The following is a 17,262-nucleotide window of genomic DNA, read 5'->3' as shown; positions in this document are numbered from 1 at the left end:
ATGAGGCCATGAGCGTATTGCTTTTCGGGGTTTCGCACCGCAGCGCGCCGGTGTCCGTGCTCGAGCAGTTGAGCACCGACGAGTCCGATCAAGCCAAGATCGTCGACCAGGTGCTGCAGTCGTCACTGGTGACCGAGGCCATGGTGCTGTCCACCTGCAACCGTGTCGAGGTCTACGCCGTCGTCGAGGCGTTCCACGGTGGCCTCTCGGTGATCGGCCAGGTGCTTTCCGAGCATTCCGGCATGTCCCTCAACGACCTCACGAAATACGCCTATGTGCGCTACGCAGAGGCGGCCGTCGAGCATCTCTTCGCCGTGACCAGCGGGCTGGACTCCGCGGTGATCGGTGAGCAGCAGGTGCTCGGACAGGTCCGCCGCGCCTACGCCGCCGCCGAGGCCAACCACACCGTCGGACGCACCCTGCACGAGCTGTCCCAGCGTGCGCTGGCTGTCGGCAAGCGCGTGCACTCCGAAACCGGCATCGACGCCGCGGGCGCATCGGTGGTGTCGGTGGCGCTGAACATGGCCGAGTCCCGGCTCGGCGGGCTGGCCGGCCGTAGCGCCGTGGTCGTGGGCGCCGGCGCGATGGGTGCGCTATCGGCCAAGAATCTGGCGCGCGCGGGGGTCGAGCGCATCCACGTCGTGAACAGGACCTTGCCCCGCGCCAAGCGGCTCGCACACAACCTCCGGGAACTCGGCGTCACCGCTGACGCCTTCCCGTTCGATCACCTGCCGCCCGTGCTGACCGATGCTGACGTCGTCGTCTGCTGCACCGGCGCGGTGCGACCGGTGGTGTCGTTGGCCGACGTCCATCACGCGCTCGCCCGCCGCGAGCACCAGCTGGTCATGTGTGACCTGGGAATGCCCCGTGACATCGACCCGGCGGTCGCCGGTCTGCCGGGCGTATTCGTCGTCGACATGGACCGCATCCAGCGTGAACCGTCGGCACGCGCGGCCGCCTCCGACGCCGATGCCGCCCGCAAGATCGTCGCCGCCGAGGTTGCCAACTACCTGTCCGGGCAGCGGATGGCCGAGGTCACCCCGACGGTCACCGCGTTGCGGCAGCGGGCCGCCGACGTCGTCGAGGCCGAGTTGCTGCGGCTCGACAACCGGCTGCCAGGGCTGGACGCCGGGCATCGCGACGAGGTCGCCAAGACCGTGCGGCGCGTCGTCGACAAGCTGCTGCACGCCCCGACGGTGCGCGTCAAACAGCTGGCGAGCGCGCCCGGGGGTGACAGCTATGCAGAGGCGCTGCGCGAGTTGTTCGAACTCGACCAGCAGGCCGTCGATGCCGTTGCTGCAGGCGAATTGCCGCGTGCGACAACAGATCTCGATCAGACCGAGTAACGCTTGACCAAAAGCCGCGCAGTAATCCGGATAGGCACCCGGGGCAGCCTGTTGGCAAAGACCCAGGCCGGTGCGATCAAAGACGCGCTGGTGGCCAAAGGCCACCCCGCGGAGCTGGTGATCATCTCGACAGAAGGCGATCGCTCGTCCGAGCCGATCGCCAACATCGGGGTGGGCGTGTTCACAGCGGCGCTGCGCGAGGCCATCCACGACGGCCGCGTGGACATGGCAGTGCACTCCTACAAGGATTTGCCGACGGCGCCCGACGCGCGGTTCACAATCGCCGCGATACCCCCGCGCGAAGACGCCCGCGACGCGTTGGTGGCCCGTGACGGCCTGGTGCTCGGGGAGTTGCCGGCCGGCTCGGTGATCGGCACATCTAGCCCGCGACGGGTCGCGCAGCTTAGAGCATTGGGTCTCGGTTTGGAAATCCGCCCCCTACGAGGCAACCTTGATACCAGGTTGAACAGGGTTAGCAACGGTGATCTCGACGGCATCGTCGTCGCCCGAGCGGGACTGACCCGCATCGGACGACTGGCTGATGTCACCGAGACTCTGGAGCCGGTGCAGATGTTGCCAGCGCCGGCTCAAGGTGCGCTCGCGGTCGAGTGCCGCGCAGACGACACTGAGCTTGCCGCGCTACTGGCGGAGTTGGACGACCCCGACACACGCGCTGCGGTCACCGCTGAACGAGTCCTGCTCGCCCAACTGGAGGCGGGTTGCTCCGCACCGGTGGGTGCGATCGCGGAAGTGGTCGAGTCCATCGATGAGGACGGTCGCGTCTTCGAAGAGTTGTCGCTGCGCGGCTGCGTAGCGGCGCTAGACGGATCCGACGTGATCCGTGCGTCCGGCATCGGGGCTCCCGATCGGGCACGAGAGTTAGGTCTCTCGGTGGCCGACGAGTTGTTCGAACTGGGCGCACGCGATTTGTTGGCTGTAGAGCGGAGTGAGAGATGACTGGGCATTCCGGCGGGCGAGGGCGCAAGCCGAAGCCGGGCCGCATCACATTCGTCGGTTCGGGTCCGGGTGATCCCGGTCTGCTGACGACGCGGGCGCGGGCCGTACTGGCCAACGCCGCCCTGGTGTTCACCGATCCTGACGTGCCCGAAGCAGTTCTGGCCCTTGCGGGTTCCGAGCTGCCGCCGCCGTCGGGACCTGAACCTGCCGAGGCGGCCAAGCCCGCCGACGGCGATAAGGATGCGGCGCAGGTGTCCGATGTCGCCGCCGAGGCGGCTCCGAAGATCCCCGGTGGGCCGGATGTCCGGCCCGCGCTCGGCGACCCGGCTGAGGTCGCCAAGACCCTGGCCCACGAGGCGCGCACGGGCGTGGACGTGGTGCGGTTGGTGGCGGGTGACCCGCTGTCTGTGGACGCCGTGATCACCGAGGTGACCGCGCTGGCCAAGACACACCTGAATTTCGAGATCGTGCCGGGGCTGCCCGACACCACCGCGGTGCCGACGTACGCCGGCTTGCCGCTGGGCTCGGCGCACACGGTCGCCGACGTGCGGGGCGACGTGGACTGGGCGGCGCTGGCCGCGGCGCCCGGCCCGCTGATCCTGCACGCCACCGCGTCTCACCTTCCCGACGCGGCGCGCACGCTGATCGAGCATGGGCTGGTCGACACCACGCCGGCCGTGGTGACGGCTAATGGCACGACGTGTCAACAGCGTTCGGTGGAAACCACGCTGGCCGGGCTGCTCGACAAGAACACGCTGGCGGGCGCGGATTCTTCCGGCCTGCCGGCCGGCAATGTGGCAGGGCCGCTGGTGGTGACGATCGGCAAGACCGTCACCAACCGCGCGAAGCTGAACTGGTGGGAGAGCCGTGCCCTCTACGGCTGGACCGTGCTCGTGCCGCGCACCAAGGACCAGGCCGGCGAGATGAGCGAAAGGCTGGTCAGCCACGGCGCATTGCCGATCGAGGTGCCGACCATCGCGGTCGAGCCGCCACGCAGCCCCGCGCAGATGGAGCGCGCCGTCAAGGGTCTGGTCGACGGCCGTTTCCAGTGGGTGGTGTTCACGTCAACCAACGCGGTGCGCGCGGTGTGGGAGAAGTTCAACGAATTCGGGCTCGACGCCCGTGCGTTCTCCGGCGTCAAGATCGCCTGCGTCGGTCAGGCCACCGCGGACCGGGTGCGCGCGTTCGGGATCAATCCGGAACTGGTGCCGTCCGGTGAGCAGTCGTCGCTGGGCCTGCTTGACGAATTCCCGCCATACGACGACGTTTTCGACCCGGTGAACCGCGTGCTGCTGCCGCGGGCGGACATCGCCACCGAGACACTGGCCGAGGGTCTGCGTGAACGCGGCTGGGAGATCGAGGACGTCACCGCATACCGCACCGTGCGTGCCGCGCCGCCGCCGGCATCGACTCGCGAGATGATCAAGACGGGCGGTTTCGACGCGGTGTGCTTCACGTCGAGCTCGACGGTGCGCAACCTGGTCGGCATCGCGGGCAAGCCGCACGCGCGCACGATCGTCGCCTGCATCGGTCCCAAGACCGCTGAGACCGCAGCGGAATTCGGCCTGCGCGTCGACGTGCAGCCCGAAGTCGCAGCCGTCGGTCCGCTGGTCGAGGCGCTGGCCGAGCATGCCGCGCGGCTGCGCGCCGAGGGTGCGCTGCCGCCTCCGCGCAAGAAGAGCCGCCGACGGTAGCGGCGCTCGAATTCAGTGGGGGACAGTGAACATGACGACTCTTAGAGGCGGGCAAAAACAGGTACTGGTCTTCGCGGACCAGCGCACGTCCATCGAAAATCGGCGGATCTGAGGAGTCCGGAGTGGCCTATCCACGTCACCGCCCCCGCAGGCTCAGGTCCACCCCGGCATTACGTCGCCTTGTCGCGCAAACCTCTTTGGAGCCAAGGCATTTGGTGCTGCCGATGTTTGTCGCCGACGGCATGACGGAATCGCGGCCCATCCCTTCTATGCCCGGTGTCGTTCAGCACACCCGTGACTCGCTGCGCAGGGCGGCCGCCGATGCGGTGGCCGCAGGCGTGGGCGGACTGATGCTGTTCGGGGTGCCGCGCGACGAGGACAAGGACGCCACCGGCTCGGCCGGCATCGCGGACGACGGGATTCTGAACGTCGCGCTACGGGATCTGACCAAGGATCTCGGCGACGAGACGGTGCTGATGGCCGACACGTGCCTCGACGAGTTCACCGATCACGGCCATTGCGGGGTGCTCGACGCCGCAGGGCGGGTCGACAACGACGCCACCAACGCCCGCTATGCGGAACTGGCTGTCGCACAAGCGGAGTCGGGCGCTCACGTCGTGGGACCGAGCGGGATGATGGACGGTCAGGTCGCGGCGATCCGTGACGGGCTGGATGCGGCCGGCCACACCGACACCGTCATCCTCGCCTATGCCGCGAAGTTCGCGTCTGGCTTCTACGGACCGTTCCGCGAAGCCGTCGGGTCCAGCCTGAGCGGCGATCGTCGTACCTACCAACAGGATCCGGGCAACGCTCGGGAGGCCGTGCACGAGATCGAGCTCGACATCGACGAGGGCGCCGACATCGTGATGGTCAAACCGGCGATGGCCTACCTCGACTTGGTGCGTGCTGCCGCCGAGATTTCACCGGTGCCGGTGGCCGCCTATCAGGTGTCGGGCGAGTACGCGATGATCAGCGCCGCGGCCGCCAATGGCTGGATCGACCGGAAAACGGTGGCGCTGGAAACGTTGACCAGTATCCGGCGGGCAGGTGCCGACATCGTGCTGACATATTGGGCGGCCGACGTGGCCGGCTGGCTGGCGTGACACCGGAGCCGCAAGGCCAGCGACATTCGGCAGAGCCCGAAAACGACGGCCGCGCTCGTCCTGTTGATGTCGACACCGGATTCTGGCTGTGGCTGGCAGCGCTGCCGATGTTGGTGATCGGTTATGTCGTCGATCTGTTGGCCACCCCGGCACAGCCCCCGCCGGCCATCGTGTATGCGATCTCGGCGGTGTTCGTGGTCGTGGTGTCCGCGGTCGTGGTGACGTTTCTGATCCTGATGCGGCACGGCTACCGATGGGCGCGCACGGTGTTGACCGGTGGCGGTATCGCCTCGGTCGTGTATACGGCGACCAGCCTGTTCACCGTCGACAGACCCGCACCCGCGGCGATCATCTACGCGATCACCGCGATCGTGGGGTCGGTGCTGATCGCCGGCGGTGTGTACCTGCTGCACCGCATAGACGCCCACGCCTTCTTCACACGCTGACCCGATAGGCTGACCGGACCATGACAGCTCCATCGTCGCGACCGCGTGCCGTCACCGCCGGCTTCTGGTGCTGGTTGGCCGCGGCGGTCCTGCTGATCGTCGGTGGCCTGATCGCCGCGTCCTTGTCGGTTCCCGTCGTCTATCGCGGAGCGGGTGTCGTCACCGCCGTGGCAGGCGCGGGGATGGCGTTTCTGGCCGGCCGCAGCCGCAGCGGGGACCCCCGGTTTCGCCGGGCCGCTATAGCGCTGTCGCTGGCGATCGTCGTGCTGGTGGCGCTGGTGTCGGTGTTGGGGATCGTGCATGTGCTCACGCTGCTTGCGGTCATCCCGCTGATCGCCGGGGCGGTGCTGATGACTCGCCCTGCCACGTCGTCAGGGCCTGAGCAGGAGCAAGAGTGATCGAGAGCGAGGCGCCTCCGCAGGTGTTGTTCTACGAGCAGGGCGCGAGCTGGTGGTGGGTGCTGGCAGGCCCGGCGTCGGGAATCGCGATGGCGTTGATCCAGCTATCCGCGGGGTACGGAATCCAGTGGGTGGTTCCCGGGGTCTTTTTCGTGCTGGTGACGGGTTTCCTGGCGATTCAGGTCAAGGCGGCGCGCATCCACACCTCGGTCGAGCTGACGCCGGATCACCTGCGTCAGGGGACGGAGCGGATCAGCGTCGACAACATCGTCCGGGTCTACCCCGAAGCCAAGGGGCCGGAAGAGCCGAAGTGGCAGTCGGCGCGGGCGTTGGGTGAGTTGACCGGCGTACCGCGGGGCCGCACCGGCATCGGACTCAAACTCACCAATGACCGCGCCGCACAAGCCTGGGCGCGTAAGCATCAGGTGCTGCGAGCCGCGCTGACACAGGTGGTAGAGGAGCGCATACCGCCCGAACCCGCGTCATGAGGGCCCGTATCGAGTTGGTGCTGGCGGTCGTCGCGGTGGCCGGTTGCGTGCTGAGCTGGCTGGGCGCACGCGAGACCGTGGTGGTCGCGCCGGTGCTCTCTGGTGAACCGCAGACCTCATCGGTGATGTACAGCCCGCCGCTGCTGGTGCTGTCGTTGCTGCTGGCGGCGGTCGCAGGGGTGTTGGCGGTCATCGGCGTGGCGCGGCTTCGACGTCGCTAGCCCGCGTGCAGGGGTCCAGTCACCGCATGCGCGACGAGATGTGCTCGAAAACCGCCGTGCGGGCAGCGCGGCCTTCAGGCGTCGGCAACAGCGGGTAGACATGTACGGCGCCCGGTTCCTCGTGGTAGTGGATGGCGGGCACTTTCGTGCGTAGTGCTCGGCAGTCGGCAACGGTGATGTCTCGATCGCCGACGTAGAGGTCGATGGGCGGAAAATCAGTGAAATCGCCGAAGAGCGGGCTGACGCGCGGGTCATCCATCGAGATCCCGTCGGCCCACGCATCGGCGCACACGGCCAGACCCGGTCGCGACAGCCACGGGTCCACGGGTTCGACGTCGGCGATCGCAGGGTTTCGTAGCGCCAGGTCCAACCAGGGTGCGATCACCGTTACACCTCGCGGCGGCGGGTGGCCGTCGGCGAGCCAGGACTGCGTGACGCTCAGCGCCAGCCCACCGCCCGCCGAGTCGCCGATGAGGTATGCCGGGCCGGTCGAACTGCTCTCTTCCAAGAGTGCTGTGATGAGCCGAAGCGCCTCTGGCGCATGATGTTTCGGGGCAAGCCCATAGATGGGAACCTGGACGTCCAGGCCGACGTGATCGGCCAGTTCGCCTATGAACGCCCAATGCTGCTTTTGTATCTCGCCGGCGAATGCGCCTCCGTGGAGGTAGACCACGGTGCCCGCGGAGCGCGCATCGCCGAGTGTCCGTCGGACGACATAGACGTCGAAACCCTCGACCGACCGTCGCATGACGGAGCATCGGCGGTGCAACGACGGTGGTGGGACCGGGCTGTCCTTCGGCGCCGACAACCTCACTGCTCCGCCGTCCGCGGTGGCGTACACGCGCTTCCGCGTCAGACGCAGATAGAGCGCGACCGCCTTCATTTGCCATGACATCGCCACCAACCTAGTGGCGTGAGCCCGCTCACAGCGCATTGGTACAAAGTGCGAAATCTGTAACACTGTTCCACATGACCGGATTGGCGCAGATCCCTGGGAGAACGGACGACGCCCTGCCTCTGGGCCCGCAATCGCTGGTTTGGCGCTACTTCGGCGACAACCGGATGTATTTGATCGGGCCGCGGCCCGCGGTGCTGCAGAACATGCTCGCCGAACTCGGCCAGGGCGTGCTCGACCACTCCACGTTCTTCGCCGACACCGCAGAGCGGCTCAAGCGAACGATCCCGCCGATCTTCAACACCGTTTACGGCTCCTCCACCGACCCCTCTGGTTCCGGAGCCGGCCTGCAGGTCCGTGACTTCCACCACCACGTCAAGGGCGATATGCCCGACGGTGGTCGGTACCACGCGCTCGACCCCGACACTTACTTCTGGGCGCACGCCACGTTCGTCGAGCAGGTGCTGTATTTCGCGGATACCTTCGTCAAACGGCTCAGCCGCGCGGAGAAGGAGCAGATCTACCTCGAGTCCAAGACCTGGTATCGCCGCTACGGCGTCAGCGACCGGCCGATGCCAGCGAATTACGCTGAGTTCGAACGGTATTGGAATCGGATGATGGACGAGATCGTCGTCGCGCACCCGACCGCCAAGTATGGCGTCGGCTACGTCACCAAAGGCTTCCCGCGCCCGAAGGCGGTGCCGTCACGGATCTGGCGGATGATCGCGCCGATATTCAATCCCATCGCGGCGTTCCTGACAACCGGCGGGCTGCCGCCGCGCGCTCGCGACTTGCTGGGTTTGCCGTGGAGCGAGGTTCAGGAGCGCCGCTATCAGCGCTTCACCGCGTTCTGGCGGTCGCGGCCAGTGAACTGGCTGTGGGATCATCTGCCAATGCGGGTGCGCTACAACGGCTATGCGCTAAAAGGCTATGCCAGGGGCTGACCCCACCACGGAAGCCATCCTCGACGCCGCGGTCGTCGAGTTCGAAGGGCACGGGTTCCGCAGGGTCGCCCTCGACGACGTCGCCCGCCGCGCGCGGGTCAGCCGCACGACGATCTACCGACGGTTTTCCAACAAGGACGAGCTGGTGGCCGCGGTCATCGAGCGAGAGAACGTCAGGTTGTTCGCCGACATCGCCACGGAGCTCAAACAGGCGGGCCCGCAATCGAATTACTACGTCGAGGCGTTCACGCTGTCGATCCTGAAATTCCGCAGGCACCGGGTGCTCGACCGGATGATCACCGACGATCCCGGTTTCGTCCTGCAGTTGGCGTCTCAGCACCACGGCGCGGCACTCGAGCGGATGGCTGATGCGTTGCGGATCATCTTCCCGGCAGGCTTCGCCGACCGGATAGGGGAGCAAGCCGTCAACGAACTTGCCGACACGATCCTGCGCTACGCGGCGATGGTGCTGCTGCTGCCCAGCGCACAACCACTTGATACGGCCGAGGATATTCGCGCCTTCGCCCGACAGCACTTCTTGCCCAGCCTGCCGGTGGCGCTGCGGGCGGTGCCTGCTCGTTAGCTGTCCTGCGTTTCGTATTCCGGACGACCGGGCAGCCCTGTGACATGGGTAACGAACAGCAGCCGCAGACCAGCCAATCCGGCCAGTTGACGGAAAAACCTGAGGTCACCGACGAGGCAAAAGAGAAGGCCAAGGAAATGACCAAGGAATACGACGACAGCCGCCAGACGACCACGTTGCCCGGCAGCGGCGGCACGGTCTCCGGCACCGCCGTCTCCGAGTGGGTCGACGAGAAGGACAAGGGACACATCGAAACGACCGCCGAAGAGGGCAAGGTCGAATACCGCAAGTCAGAGGAATTCCGCAAGACGTTGGAGGAGTGACGCGTCGAGTCCTCGGCAGACGGGGGCGTGCGCCTAGGGTAAGGACTCGTGACGACGCTCGATCAGATCGCGCCCGCCTTCATCGGCATGGCCCACTCGATCGTGTGGGCCTCTGTTGCCACCGTCGACCCTGACAGCCGGCCCAGAACCCGCATCCTGCACCCGATCTGGGAGTGGGATGGCACGGACTTGTTCGGCTGGATCGCCACCGTTCCGAGCCCTGTGAAGAAGGCACACCTGGCTGTCCACCCGGAAGTTTCGGTCAGCTACTGGACCACAACCCACGACACCTGCAGCGCGGAATGCCTGGTGGAGTGGTACCACGACGACGACACGCGAATTGCCGTGTGGGACAAGTTCGCGAATGGCCCGGAGCCGGTGCGCTACGACCCGTCCATTATTCCGATGTGGCGTGACGGGCCGACATCTGACCAGTTCGCGGCGTTGCGGTTGGCCCCATACCGGCTACGGGTGATGCCCGGAACCGTCATGATGAAGGGCGAAGGCGAAACCCTGACCTGGACCGCGGCGTGAATCCGACGAGCGCCGACACAATCGACGTCAGCGCGCTGCCGTTGGCGCCGAAGAACCCGCTGCCGTTGTGGCAATTGGCCAAGTTGGTGCGAACTCTCGACACCGGGCAGGAAGTAATCCGCAACGCCGGCGGTCCCATCACCCGGATTCAGTTCGGCCCGAAGTGGGTGTTCCCGCCGATTGTGGCGGTCACCTCGCCCGAGGGCATCCGAGATGTCTTGAGTCGCACCGACGCGGTCTCGGAGCGGTGCATCATTCACGAAGAAGTGCGCAACATGGCGGGAGACAGCCTGTTCGTCCTGCCCACCGAGTCGTGGCGGCCGCGCAAGCGCGCACTGCAACCTGTCTTCACCAAACACAACGTCCGCAACTTCGGCGGCTATGTGTCCGGTGCGGCGCAGAATTTCGTCGACCGCCGGCGCGACGGTGGCGACGTCGACCTCGACGTCGAATGCCGCCGGCTGACGATGCAATCACTCGGGCGCTCGGTTCTGGGTGTCGATCTCAACGAACGCGCAGACGTCATCGCAGAGCACATGCATGTCGCGTCCTCCTACACCGCAGATCGCGCGCTGCGCCCGGTGCGTGCACCGCAATGGCTGCCGACGCCGGCGCGCCGGCGTGCCCGGATCGCCGTCGCGGAGATGCTCAAGGTGACCAACGCGATGCTGCAGGCGTGCCGTGCAGACCCGAATCTGGATGCGCCTCTGGTTCACGCGTTGATCGGGGCCACGGACCCGGAGACCGGCACGTCGCTATCCGACGACGACATCTGCAACGACCTGCTGATCTTCATGCTCGCCGGCCACGACACGACAGCGACGGCCCTGACGTATGCGCTGTGGGCGGTGGGCCACCATCACGACGTGCAGGCGCGGGTGGCCGCCGAGGCAGCCGCGATCGGCGATCGGGAGCTGACGCCCGAGGATGTGCCCCGGCTCGGCTACACCGTGCAGGTGTTGCGCGAGGCGTTGCGGTTGCAACCGCCCGCCGCGGGGGTCGCGCGGTTGGCGATGCGCGACATGGCTGTCGGCGGATACCGAGTTGAGGCGGGCACCCTCATGGCCGTGGGACTTTATGCGCTGCACCGGGATCCCGCCCTGTGGGACCGACCGCTGGTCTTCGATCCCGACCGGTTCAGTCCCGACGCCTCCAAGGGTCGCGACCGCTGGCAATTCATCCCCTTCATCGCCGGACCACGCTCGTGTATCGGTGAACACTTCGCGATGCTGGAAACGACCCTGGCGATGGCGACCATTGTCCGGTCCATCGAAATCCGATCGCGGGACACAGATTTCCCCGTCGAAGTGCCCTTCACCACGGTCGCCCACGGGCCCATCTGGGCGTGCCTGAGTCCGCGCAGTTAGGCCGCGCGCCTCAGAACTACCGCCTGCTCGAACGGCAGTCGCGCGACCACCGGCCGCCACCGCCCCTTCACCGATTGCGCCGCCTCCGACTTCGGCACCACGACCGGGTCGACGAACTCGGTCGTCTTGCCGTGGCTCTTGATGTGTGCGCGGCCGGCCGCGGTGATGTTTTTCAGCCAGTCGCGGTTCGGCCCGTACGTCAGTACGATGACCACCCCGTCTTCCGTGGGGAACACGTTCAGCGGCGTGCGGTACTGCTTGCCCGATTTCCGGCCGGCGTGCTCGAGAATTCCCATGCCCGGCGCCCACCCGGCCCACAGTCGCTGGATCGGGTTGGTGAAATACCGATTGAACCGGGCCAGCCATTGCGGTAGTTGCATGAAGACCATCAAACTCGTGGGTCATGGCCTACCTCAAGCCTCCGTGGTTCACGCGGACGGTATTCAACAAGATCGCGATGGCGACCGGGATGAGCAACACCGAGACGCTGACCGTGACAGCGCGCCGCAGTAAACAGAAACAGCAGGTCCCCGTGATTCCCGTCGATGTCGGCGGCACCAAATACGTCGTCTCCACCCGCGGGGAATCGGAGTGGGTGAAGAACCTGCGTGCCGACCCGAACGCGACGATCGGCTCCACCGACTATGTCGCGCGGGAAATCCCCGAGCAGGACCGGCAGGCGGTCCTCACCGCGTACCGCGAGAAGGCGGGCCGCGCGGTCGAGGGCTACTTCCAAAAGCTGCCCCGTGAGGCTGACCACCCGGTGTTCGTCGTCACACCGAAGGCCTGAGCACTACACCCTGTAGTTGGCGCCCGGAGCCGGGCTGGGACACTGGTGGCCATGTCCAGCACCCCGTTGTCGAAGGCGGCCTCCGCTGCGCTCTTCGCCGACGCGTGCGCCGTCATCCCCGGCGGCGTGAACTCCCCGGTGCGGGCCTTCACCTCGGTGGGCGGCACTCCCCGGTTCATCACGTCGGCGAAAGGCTGCTGGCTGACGGACGCCGACGACAACCGCTACGTCGACCTGGTCTGTTCGTGGGGACCGATGATCCTCGGCCACGCCCACCCGGCGGTCGTCGACGCCGTGCAACGGGTCGCGGCCGACGGCCTGTCGTTCGGCGCGCCCACGCCGTCGGAGACCGAGCTGGCCTCCGAGATCATCGGCCGCGTCGCGCCGGTCGAACGGCTGCGTCTGGTGAACTCCGGCACCGAGGCCACCATGAGTGCGATCCGGCTGGCCCGCGGCTACACCGGACGCGCCAAGATCATCAAGTTCTCGGGCTGCTACCACGGCCACAGCGATGCATTGCTGGCCGACGCAGGCTCCGGCGTCGCAACACTTGGCCTGCCGTCCTCTCCCGGCGTCACCGGTGCGGCAACGGCGGACACGATCGTGTTGCCGTACAACAACATCGCCGCAGTCGAAGAGGTATTCGGCCAGTTCGGCGACGAGATCGCCTGCGTGATCACCGAGGCCAGCCCCGGCAACATGGGCACCGTTCCGCCGCTGCCCGGATACAACGCCGCGCTGCGAGCCATCACTGCCGACCATGGCGCGCTGCTGATCGTCGACGAGGTGATGACAGGCTTCCGGGTGAGCCGATCCGGTTGGTACGGCATCGATCCCGTCGATGCCGACCTGTTCACCTTCGGCAAGGTGATGAGCGGTGGCCTACCCGCCGCGGCGTTCGGCGGTCGCGTCGAGGTGATGGAGCGGCTCGCTCCGCTCGGCCCGGTGTATCAGGCCGGCACGCTGTCGGGCAATCCGGTCGCGATGGCGGCCGGACTCGCCACTTTGAGGGCCGCGGACGACGCCGCCTATGCCGCGCTTGACGCCAACGCTGACCGGCTGGCGGGTCTGCTTCACCAGGCGCTGACGGATGCCGGTGTGGCGCATCAGATTCCACGGGCCGGCAACATGCTCAGCGTGTTCTTCTGCGACGAACCGGTGACCGACTTCGCGGCGGCCCGAGCCAGCGAGACGTGGCGTTTCCCGGCGTTCTTCCACGGCCTGCTCGACGCGGGGGTCTACCCGCCGCCGAGCGCGTTCGAAGCATGGTTCGTCTCAACGGCTTTGGATGACGACGCATTCGAGCGCATCGCCGACGCCCTACCCGGCGCCGCGCGCGCCGCAGCCGAAGCGACGAAGCCGGCATGAGCGAACGAACGACGGTGCACGTCATGCGCCACGGTGAGGTGTACAACCCGGAGAAGCTCCTCTACGGCCGGCTGCCTGACTATCACCTGTCCGACCGTGGCCGCGCGCAGGCGCAGGCCGTTGCGGATTGGCTGGCCGACAACGACATCGTCTACGTCGTCGCCTCCCCGCTCGAGCGCGCCCAGGAGACAGCTGCGCCGATCGCCGAACGCCACGGCTTGCTGGTCGACACCGACCCGGAGCTGATCGAGTCGTGGAATGTCTTCGAGGGTCAACGGGTATCGCCGGGCGACGGCGCGCTGCGCGATCCACGCAACTGGCGGCTGCTGCGAAATCCGTTCAAGCCGTCGTGGGGCGAGCCCTACACCGAGATCGCAGCGAGGATGACCGAAGCACTCCATCGGGCCCGCATCAAGGCGGCCGGTCATGAGGCGGCGTGTGTGAGCCACCAACTGCCGGTCGAGACGTTGCGCAGGGCGATGACGCGCTCTCGGCTGGCGCACATCCCGACCAACCGCATGTGCAACCTGGCGTCACTGACCTCGTTCCAGTTCGACGGCGACAAGCTGGTGGGCTGGGGATATTCGGAGCCTGCGGGACAGCTGTGAAGCGGTGGGCGGTCATCTTCGTGAGCGTGGTGGTGGCCGCGCTCACCGGATGCTCCACCGGCCACGACGCGGTCGCCCAGGGCGGCACCTTCGAATTCGTCGCGCCCGGCGGTAAGACCGACATCTTCTACGACCCTCCCGAAAGTCGTGGCCGCCCAGGCGCTTTGGCCGGTTCTGAACTGATGGATCCCGCCAAGACGATCTCCCTCGACGACTTCGCAGGCAAGGTCGTGGTGATCAACGTGTGGGGGCAGTGGTGCGGACCGTGCCGCACCGAGATCACCCAGCTGCAGAAGGTGTACGACGCCACCCGCGCGCAGGGCGTGGCGTTCCTCGGCATCGACGTACGTGACAACAACCGCGACGCCGCACGCGATTTCATCATCGATCGCAAGGTCATGTTCCCGTCGATCTATGACCCTCCGATGCGCACCATGATCGCGTTCGGCGGCAAATACCCGACCACCGTGATCCCGTCGACCGTCGTGCTGGACCGCCAGCACCGGGTCGCCGCGGTGTTCCTGCGTGAACTTCTCGCCGACGATCTGCAGCCCGTGGTACAGCGTCTGGCGGCCGAGAAATGACGCTCGACCATGTCGGCGAGCTGATCGCCAGTGGGCCGCTGCTGCTGGCGCTGTGTATATCGGCGTTGGCTGGGCTGGTTTCGTTTGCATCGCCGTGCGTGGTGCCGTTGGTGCCCGGTTACTTGTCGTATCTGGCCGCTGTCGTCGGAGTAGAAGAGCAGCCAGGGCGCCTCGCCGTGCGAACAGCGCGGCTACGTGTCGCGGGCGCTGCGCTTCTCTTCGTGGCGGGTTTCACCGCGGTATTCGTGCTCGGCACCGTCGCGGTTCTGGGGATGACCACATCGCTGATCACCAATCAGCTTCTGCTGCAACGCATCGGCGGGGTGCTCACCATCGTGATGGGACTGGTGTTCGTCGGCTTCATTCCGGCGCTGCAGCGGGAAGCCAGATTCACTCCGCGCCAGATCACGACGATCGGCGGCGCCCCGTTGCTCGGCGCGGTCTTCGGCCTCGGCTGGACGCCGTGCCTCGGCCCGACGCTGACCGGTGTGATCGCCGTGGCGTCGGCGACCGACGGTGCAAACGTGGCCCGCGGGGTAGTGCTCGTCGTCGCCTACTGCCTCGGACTGGGAATACCGTTCGTGTTGTTGGCCTTTGGGTCGGCGTGGGCGGTGCGCGGCCTCGGCTGGCTGCGCCGGCACACCCGCGCCATCCAGATCTTCGGCGGCGTGCTGCTGATCGTGGTCGGCGCCGCGCTGGTCACCGGGCTGTGGGACGGCTTCGTGTCGTGGGTACGTGACGCATTCGTCAGCGATGTGACGTTGCCGATATGACGAACTCTTCCCCGCGAGCAGACGTAAAACTGCCCAAAAACCGGCGAAATAGGGCAGTTTTCCGTCTGCTCGCGCTTATCCGCAACACCTGGCGGACCCTGACCTCGATGGGCACCGCGCTGGTGCTGCTGTTCCTGCTCGCACTCGCCGCGATTCCGGGCGCCCTGCTGCCGCAGCGCAACCTCAACGCGTCGAAGGTCGAGCAGTACATCGCCGAGCATCCGACGATCGGGCCATGGCTGGACCGACTGCAGGCCTTCGGTGTTTTCTCCAGCTTCTGGTTCACGTCGATCTACGCCTTGCTGTTCATCTCATTGGTGGGCTGTCTGACGCCGCGCCTTTTCGAGCACGCCCGCAGCCTGCGCGCCACGCCGGTTGCCGCGCCGCGCAACCTGAGCCGGCTACCGAAACACCATGAGGCGACGGCGTCGGGAGACGCCGACACCGTCGCCGCGGCGATGTCCACACACCTGCGCGGCTGGCGTCGGGTCACCCGCAAGGACGGGGACGTCGTCGAAATCTCTGCTGAAAAAGGCTATTTGCGCGAATTCGGCAACATCGTCTTCCACTTCTCATTGCTCGGCCTACTCATCGCCGTGGCCGCAGGCAAGCTCTTCGGCTACGAGGGCAATGTCATCGTCATCGCCGACGGCGGTCCAGGTTTCTGCTCGGCGTCGCCTGCGGCGTTCGACTCGTTCCGGGCCGGCAACACCGTCGACGGCACATCTCTCAATCCGATCTGCATGCGTGTCAACGACTTTCAAGCTCACTACCTGCCAACAGGTCAGGCCACGTCTTTCGCGGCCGACATCGACTACCAGGCCGGTGCCGACCTCAACACCGACACCTGGCGGCCCTACCGGCTCAAGGTCAACGAACCGCTGCGCATCGGCGGAGACCGCGTGTACCTGCAGGGGCACGGATACGCCCCGGCATTCAGCGTCACTTTCCCCGACGGCCAGACGCGGACCCAGACGCTGCAATGGCGGCCCGAGAACCAGATCACGCTCCTGTCGTCCGGCGCGATGCGGTTCGACCCGCCCGGCGGCACGTATCCCGATGCCGGTGAACGCCGCAAAAACCAGGTCGCGATCCAGGGACTCTTCGCGCCGACCGAGCTGCTCGAGGGGACGCTGCTGTCGTCGAACTTCCCCGCCCTGAACAACCCCGCCGTCGCAGTCGACATCTACAAGGGCGACACCGGCCTGGACACCGGCGCTCCGCAGTCCCTGTTCGCCCTCGACCCCAAGCTCATCGGTCAGGGCCGGCTGACGAAGAAGGCTCGAGTCAACCTGCGCGCCGGCGAGCAGACCCGCCTCGACGACGGCACCATCGTTCGCTTCGACGGCGCGGTGCCGTTCATCAACCTGCAGGTCTCTCACGATCCGGCACAGGTATGGGTGCTCGTGTTCGCCTTGACGATGATGGGCGGGCTGCTGGTGTCGCTCGTGGTGCGGCGCCGCCGGGTCTGGGTTCGGCTGACACCCGCAGGTCCAGGTACGGTAAACGTCGAGCTGGGCGGCTTGGCGCGCACCGACAACTCTGGGTGGGGCGACGAGTTCGAACGGTTGACGCAGCGTCTGATCGACGTCGACGTCCAGCGAGAAGCGGAGGCACATCGCGTATGAACACCGAGCGAGAAGCGAAGGCGAATCGCGCATGAACACCGAGCACATCGACATCGGGCTGGCCCGCTACTCGGACTGGGCCTTTACGTCGTCGGTGGTCGTGCTGGTGGCCGCGCTGCTGCTGCTCGCCGTCGAGCTGGCGTACAGCCGCGGTCGCAAAACAGAAGCCCGCGAGTTGGTCGGTGCCACGGTCGGCGCCGACAGCGCGACGC

21 protein-coding genes and 1 pseudogene are annotated in these 17,262 nt (G+C 66.8%); 20 read left to right on the top strand and 2 right to left on the bottom strand.

Features of this window, described 5'->3' with window-relative positions; translation table 11 throughout:
- Window positions 1-8 precede the first annotated feature (8 nt).
- The 8 genes from VJV41_RS21065 (at window position 9) to VJV41_RS21030 (ending at window position 6,653) form a co-directional block, all read left to right on the top strand.
- Window positions 9-1,346 carry a glutamyl-tRNA reductase gene (locus VJV41_RS21065; RefSeq protein ID WP_325336967.1) on the top strand — a complete coding sequence of 446 codons (1,338 nt, stop codon included), beginning with the start codon at window positions 9-11 and terminating at the stop codon, window positions 1,344-1,346.
- A gap of 3 nt (window positions 1,347-1,349) precedes the next feature.
- On the top strand, window positions 1,350-2,303 hold the full coding sequence (hemC, locus tag VJV41_RS21060; RefSeq protein WP_325336966.1) for a hydroxymethylbilane synthase: 954 nt from the start codon (window positions 1,350-1,352) through the stop codon (window positions 2,301-2,303).
- Window positions 2,300-3,997 carry a bifunctional uroporphyrinogen-III C-methyltransferase/uroporphyrinogen-III synthase gene (locus tag VJV41_RS21055; RefSeq protein ID WP_325336965.1) on the top strand — a complete coding sequence of 566 codons (1,698 nt, stop codon included), beginning with the start codon at window positions 2,300-2,302 and terminating at the stop codon, window positions 3,995-3,997. Before hemC ends, VJV41_RS21055 begins: the two co-directional genes overlap by 4 nt.
- A gap of 122 nt (window positions 3,998-4,119) precedes the next feature.
- On the top strand, window positions 4,120-5,100 hold the full coding sequence (gene hemB, locus VJV41_RS21050; RefSeq protein WP_325336964.1) for a porphobilinogen synthase: 981 nt from the start codon (window positions 4,120-4,122) through the stop codon (window positions 5,098-5,100).
- Entirely contained in the window at window positions 5,097-5,546 is a 450-nt protein-coding gene (locus tag VJV41_RS21045; protein ID WP_325336963.1) for a hypothetical protein, read from the top strand. The genes hemB and VJV41_RS21045 overlap by 4 nt, the downstream gene beginning before the upstream one ends.
- Before the next feature lie 20 nt (window positions 5,547-5,566).
- Window positions 5,567-5,944, top strand: a complete 378-nt coding sequence (locus VJV41_RS21040) for a hypothetical protein (RefSeq protein WP_325336962.1) — start codon at window positions 5,567-5,569, stop codon at window positions 5,942-5,944.
- The gene (locus tag VJV41_RS21035) at window positions 5,941-6,432 is read left to right on the top strand and encodes a DUF3093 domain-containing protein (RefSeq protein ID WP_414685015.1); all 492 of its coding nucleotides are present in this window, start codon (window positions 5,941-5,943) and stop codon (window positions 6,430-6,432) included. The genes VJV41_RS21040 and VJV41_RS21035 overlap by 4 nt, the downstream gene beginning before the upstream one ends.
- Complete coding sequence (locus tag VJV41_RS21030) at window positions 6,429-6,653, top strand: hypothetical protein (RefSeq protein WP_325336961.1); 225 nt, start codon at window positions 6,429-6,431, stop codon at window positions 6,651-6,653. The genes VJV41_RS21035 and VJV41_RS21030 overlap by 4 nt, the downstream gene beginning before the upstream one ends.
- 19 nt (window positions 6,654-6,672) lie before the next feature.
- Here the strand turns inward: VJV41_RS21030 and VJV41_RS21025 are convergent, their stop codons facing one another.
- The gene (locus VJV41_RS21025) at window positions 6,673-7,548 is read right to left on the bottom strand and encodes an alpha/beta hydrolase fold domain-containing protein (RefSeq protein ID WP_325336960.1); all 876 of its coding nucleotides are present in this window, start codon (window positions 7,546-7,548) and stop codon (window positions 6,673-6,675) included.
- 74 nt (window positions 7,549-7,622) lie between these two features.
- Here VJV41_RS21025 and VJV41_RS21020 point away from each other — a divergent pair, with 74 nt between their 5' ends.
- Genes VJV41_RS21020 through VJV41_RS21000 form a run of 5 tightly spaced genes read left to right on the top strand, consistent with a single transcriptional unit; the run spans window position 7,623 to window position 11,299 of the window.
- A complete protein-coding gene (locus VJV41_RS21020; RefSeq protein ID WP_325336959.1) occupies window positions 7,623-8,492 on the top strand; it encodes an oxygenase MpaB family protein in 870 nt (289 codons plus the stop codon).
- On the top strand, window positions 8,479-9,075 hold the full coding sequence (locus tag VJV41_RS21015; RefSeq protein WP_325336958.1) for a helix-turn-helix domain-containing protein: 597 nt from the start codon (window positions 8,479-8,481) through the stop codon (window positions 9,073-9,075). Before VJV41_RS21020 ends, VJV41_RS21015 begins: the two co-directional genes overlap by 14 nt.
- A 44-nt stretch (window positions 9,076-9,119) precedes the next feature.
- The gene (locus tag VJV41_RS21010; RefSeq protein WP_325336957.1) at window positions 9,120-9,398 is read left to right on the top strand and encodes a hypothetical protein; all 279 of its coding nucleotides are present in this window, start codon (window positions 9,120-9,122) and stop codon (window positions 9,396-9,398) included.
- A 48-nt stretch (window positions 9,399-9,446) separates the two neighbouring features.
- Window positions 9,447-9,932 carry a pyridoxamine 5'-phosphate oxidase family protein gene (locus VJV41_RS21005; protein ID WP_325336956.1) on the top strand — a complete coding sequence of 162 codons (486 nt, stop codon included), beginning with the start codon at window positions 9,447-9,449 and terminating at the stop codon, window positions 9,930-9,932.
- Window positions 9,929-11,299, top strand: a complete 1,371-nt coding sequence (locus VJV41_RS21000) for a cytochrome P450 (RefSeq protein ID WP_325336955.1) — start codon at window positions 9,929-9,931, stop codon at window positions 11,297-11,299. Before VJV41_RS21005 ends, VJV41_RS21000 begins: the two co-directional genes overlap by 4 nt.
- Here VJV41_RS21000 and VJV41_RS20995 read toward each other — a convergent pair.
- Complete coding sequence (locus VJV41_RS20995) at window positions 11,296-11,679, bottom strand: nitroreductase family deazaflavin-dependent oxidoreductase (RefSeq protein ID WP_325336954.1); 384 nt, start codon at window positions 11,677-11,679, stop codon at window positions 11,296-11,298. The genes VJV41_RS21000 and VJV41_RS20995 overlap by 4 nt on opposite strands.
- A 23-nt stretch (window positions 11,680-11,702) precedes the next feature.
- On the opposite strand from VJV41_RS20995, the gene VJV41_RS20990 reads away from it, so the two are divergent.
- From VJV41_RS20990 to VJV41_RS20960, 7 genes and pseudogenes are all read left to right on the top strand, one after another.
- Window positions 11,703-12,089, top strand: coding sequence for a nitroreductase/quinone reductase family protein (locus VJV41_RS20990; RefSeq protein ID WP_325336953.1), 387 nt, complete (start codon window positions 11,703-11,705; stop codon window positions 12,087-12,089).
- A gap of 51 nt (window positions 12,090-12,140) precedes the next feature.
- Window positions 12,141-13,457: a glutamate-1-semialdehyde 2,1-aminomutase gene (gene hemL / locus VJV41_RS20985; RefSeq protein WP_325336952.1), complete on the top strand. Its 1,317-nt coding sequence runs from the start codon at window positions 12,141-12,143 to the stop codon at window positions 13,455-13,457.
- Window positions 13,454-14,065 (top strand): histidine phosphatase family protein, encoded by a 612-nt coding sequence (locus VJV41_RS20980; RefSeq protein WP_325336951.1) that lies wholly within the window; start codon window positions 13,454-13,456, stop codon window positions 14,063-14,065. The genes hemL and VJV41_RS20980 overlap by 4 nt, the downstream gene beginning before the upstream one ends.
- A gap of 20 nt (window positions 14,066-14,085) precedes the next feature.
- Window positions 14,086-14,649 (top strand): TlpA disulfide reductase family protein, encoded by a 564-nt coding sequence (locus tag VJV41_RS20975; protein ID WP_414685014.1) that lies wholly within the window; start codon window positions 14,086-14,088, stop codon window positions 14,647-14,649.
- Complete coding sequence (locus VJV41_RS20970; protein WP_325336949.1) at window positions 14,646-15,422, top strand: cytochrome c biogenesis CcdA family protein; 777 nt, start codon at window positions 14,646-14,648, stop codon at window positions 15,420-15,422. The genes VJV41_RS20975 and VJV41_RS20970 overlap by 4 nt, the downstream gene beginning before the upstream one ends.
- A 107-nt stretch (window positions 15,423-15,529) precedes the next feature.
- Window positions 15,530-17,050 carry a cytochrome c biogenesis protein ResB gene (gene resB, locus VJV41_RS20965; RefSeq protein WP_325336948.1) on the top strand — a complete coding sequence of 507 codons (1,521 nt, stop codon included), beginning with the start codon at window positions 15,530-15,532 and terminating at the stop codon, window positions 17,048-17,050.
- A gap of 31 nt (window positions 17,051-17,081) precedes the next feature.
- Window positions 17,082-17,262, top strand: a pseudogene (locus tag VJV41_RS20960) (c-type cytochrome biogenesis protein CcsB); the annotation flags it as partial.

It is taken from the genome of Mycobacterium sp. (assembly GCF_035274705.1).
In the GTDB taxonomy this organism is placed as follows: Bacteria; Actinomycetota; Actinomycetes; order Mycobacteriales; family Mycobacteriaceae; genus Mycobacterium.
Note: the sequence above shows the minus strand (reverse complement) of the source record. Positions and strands in the feature narration are given on the sequence as shown.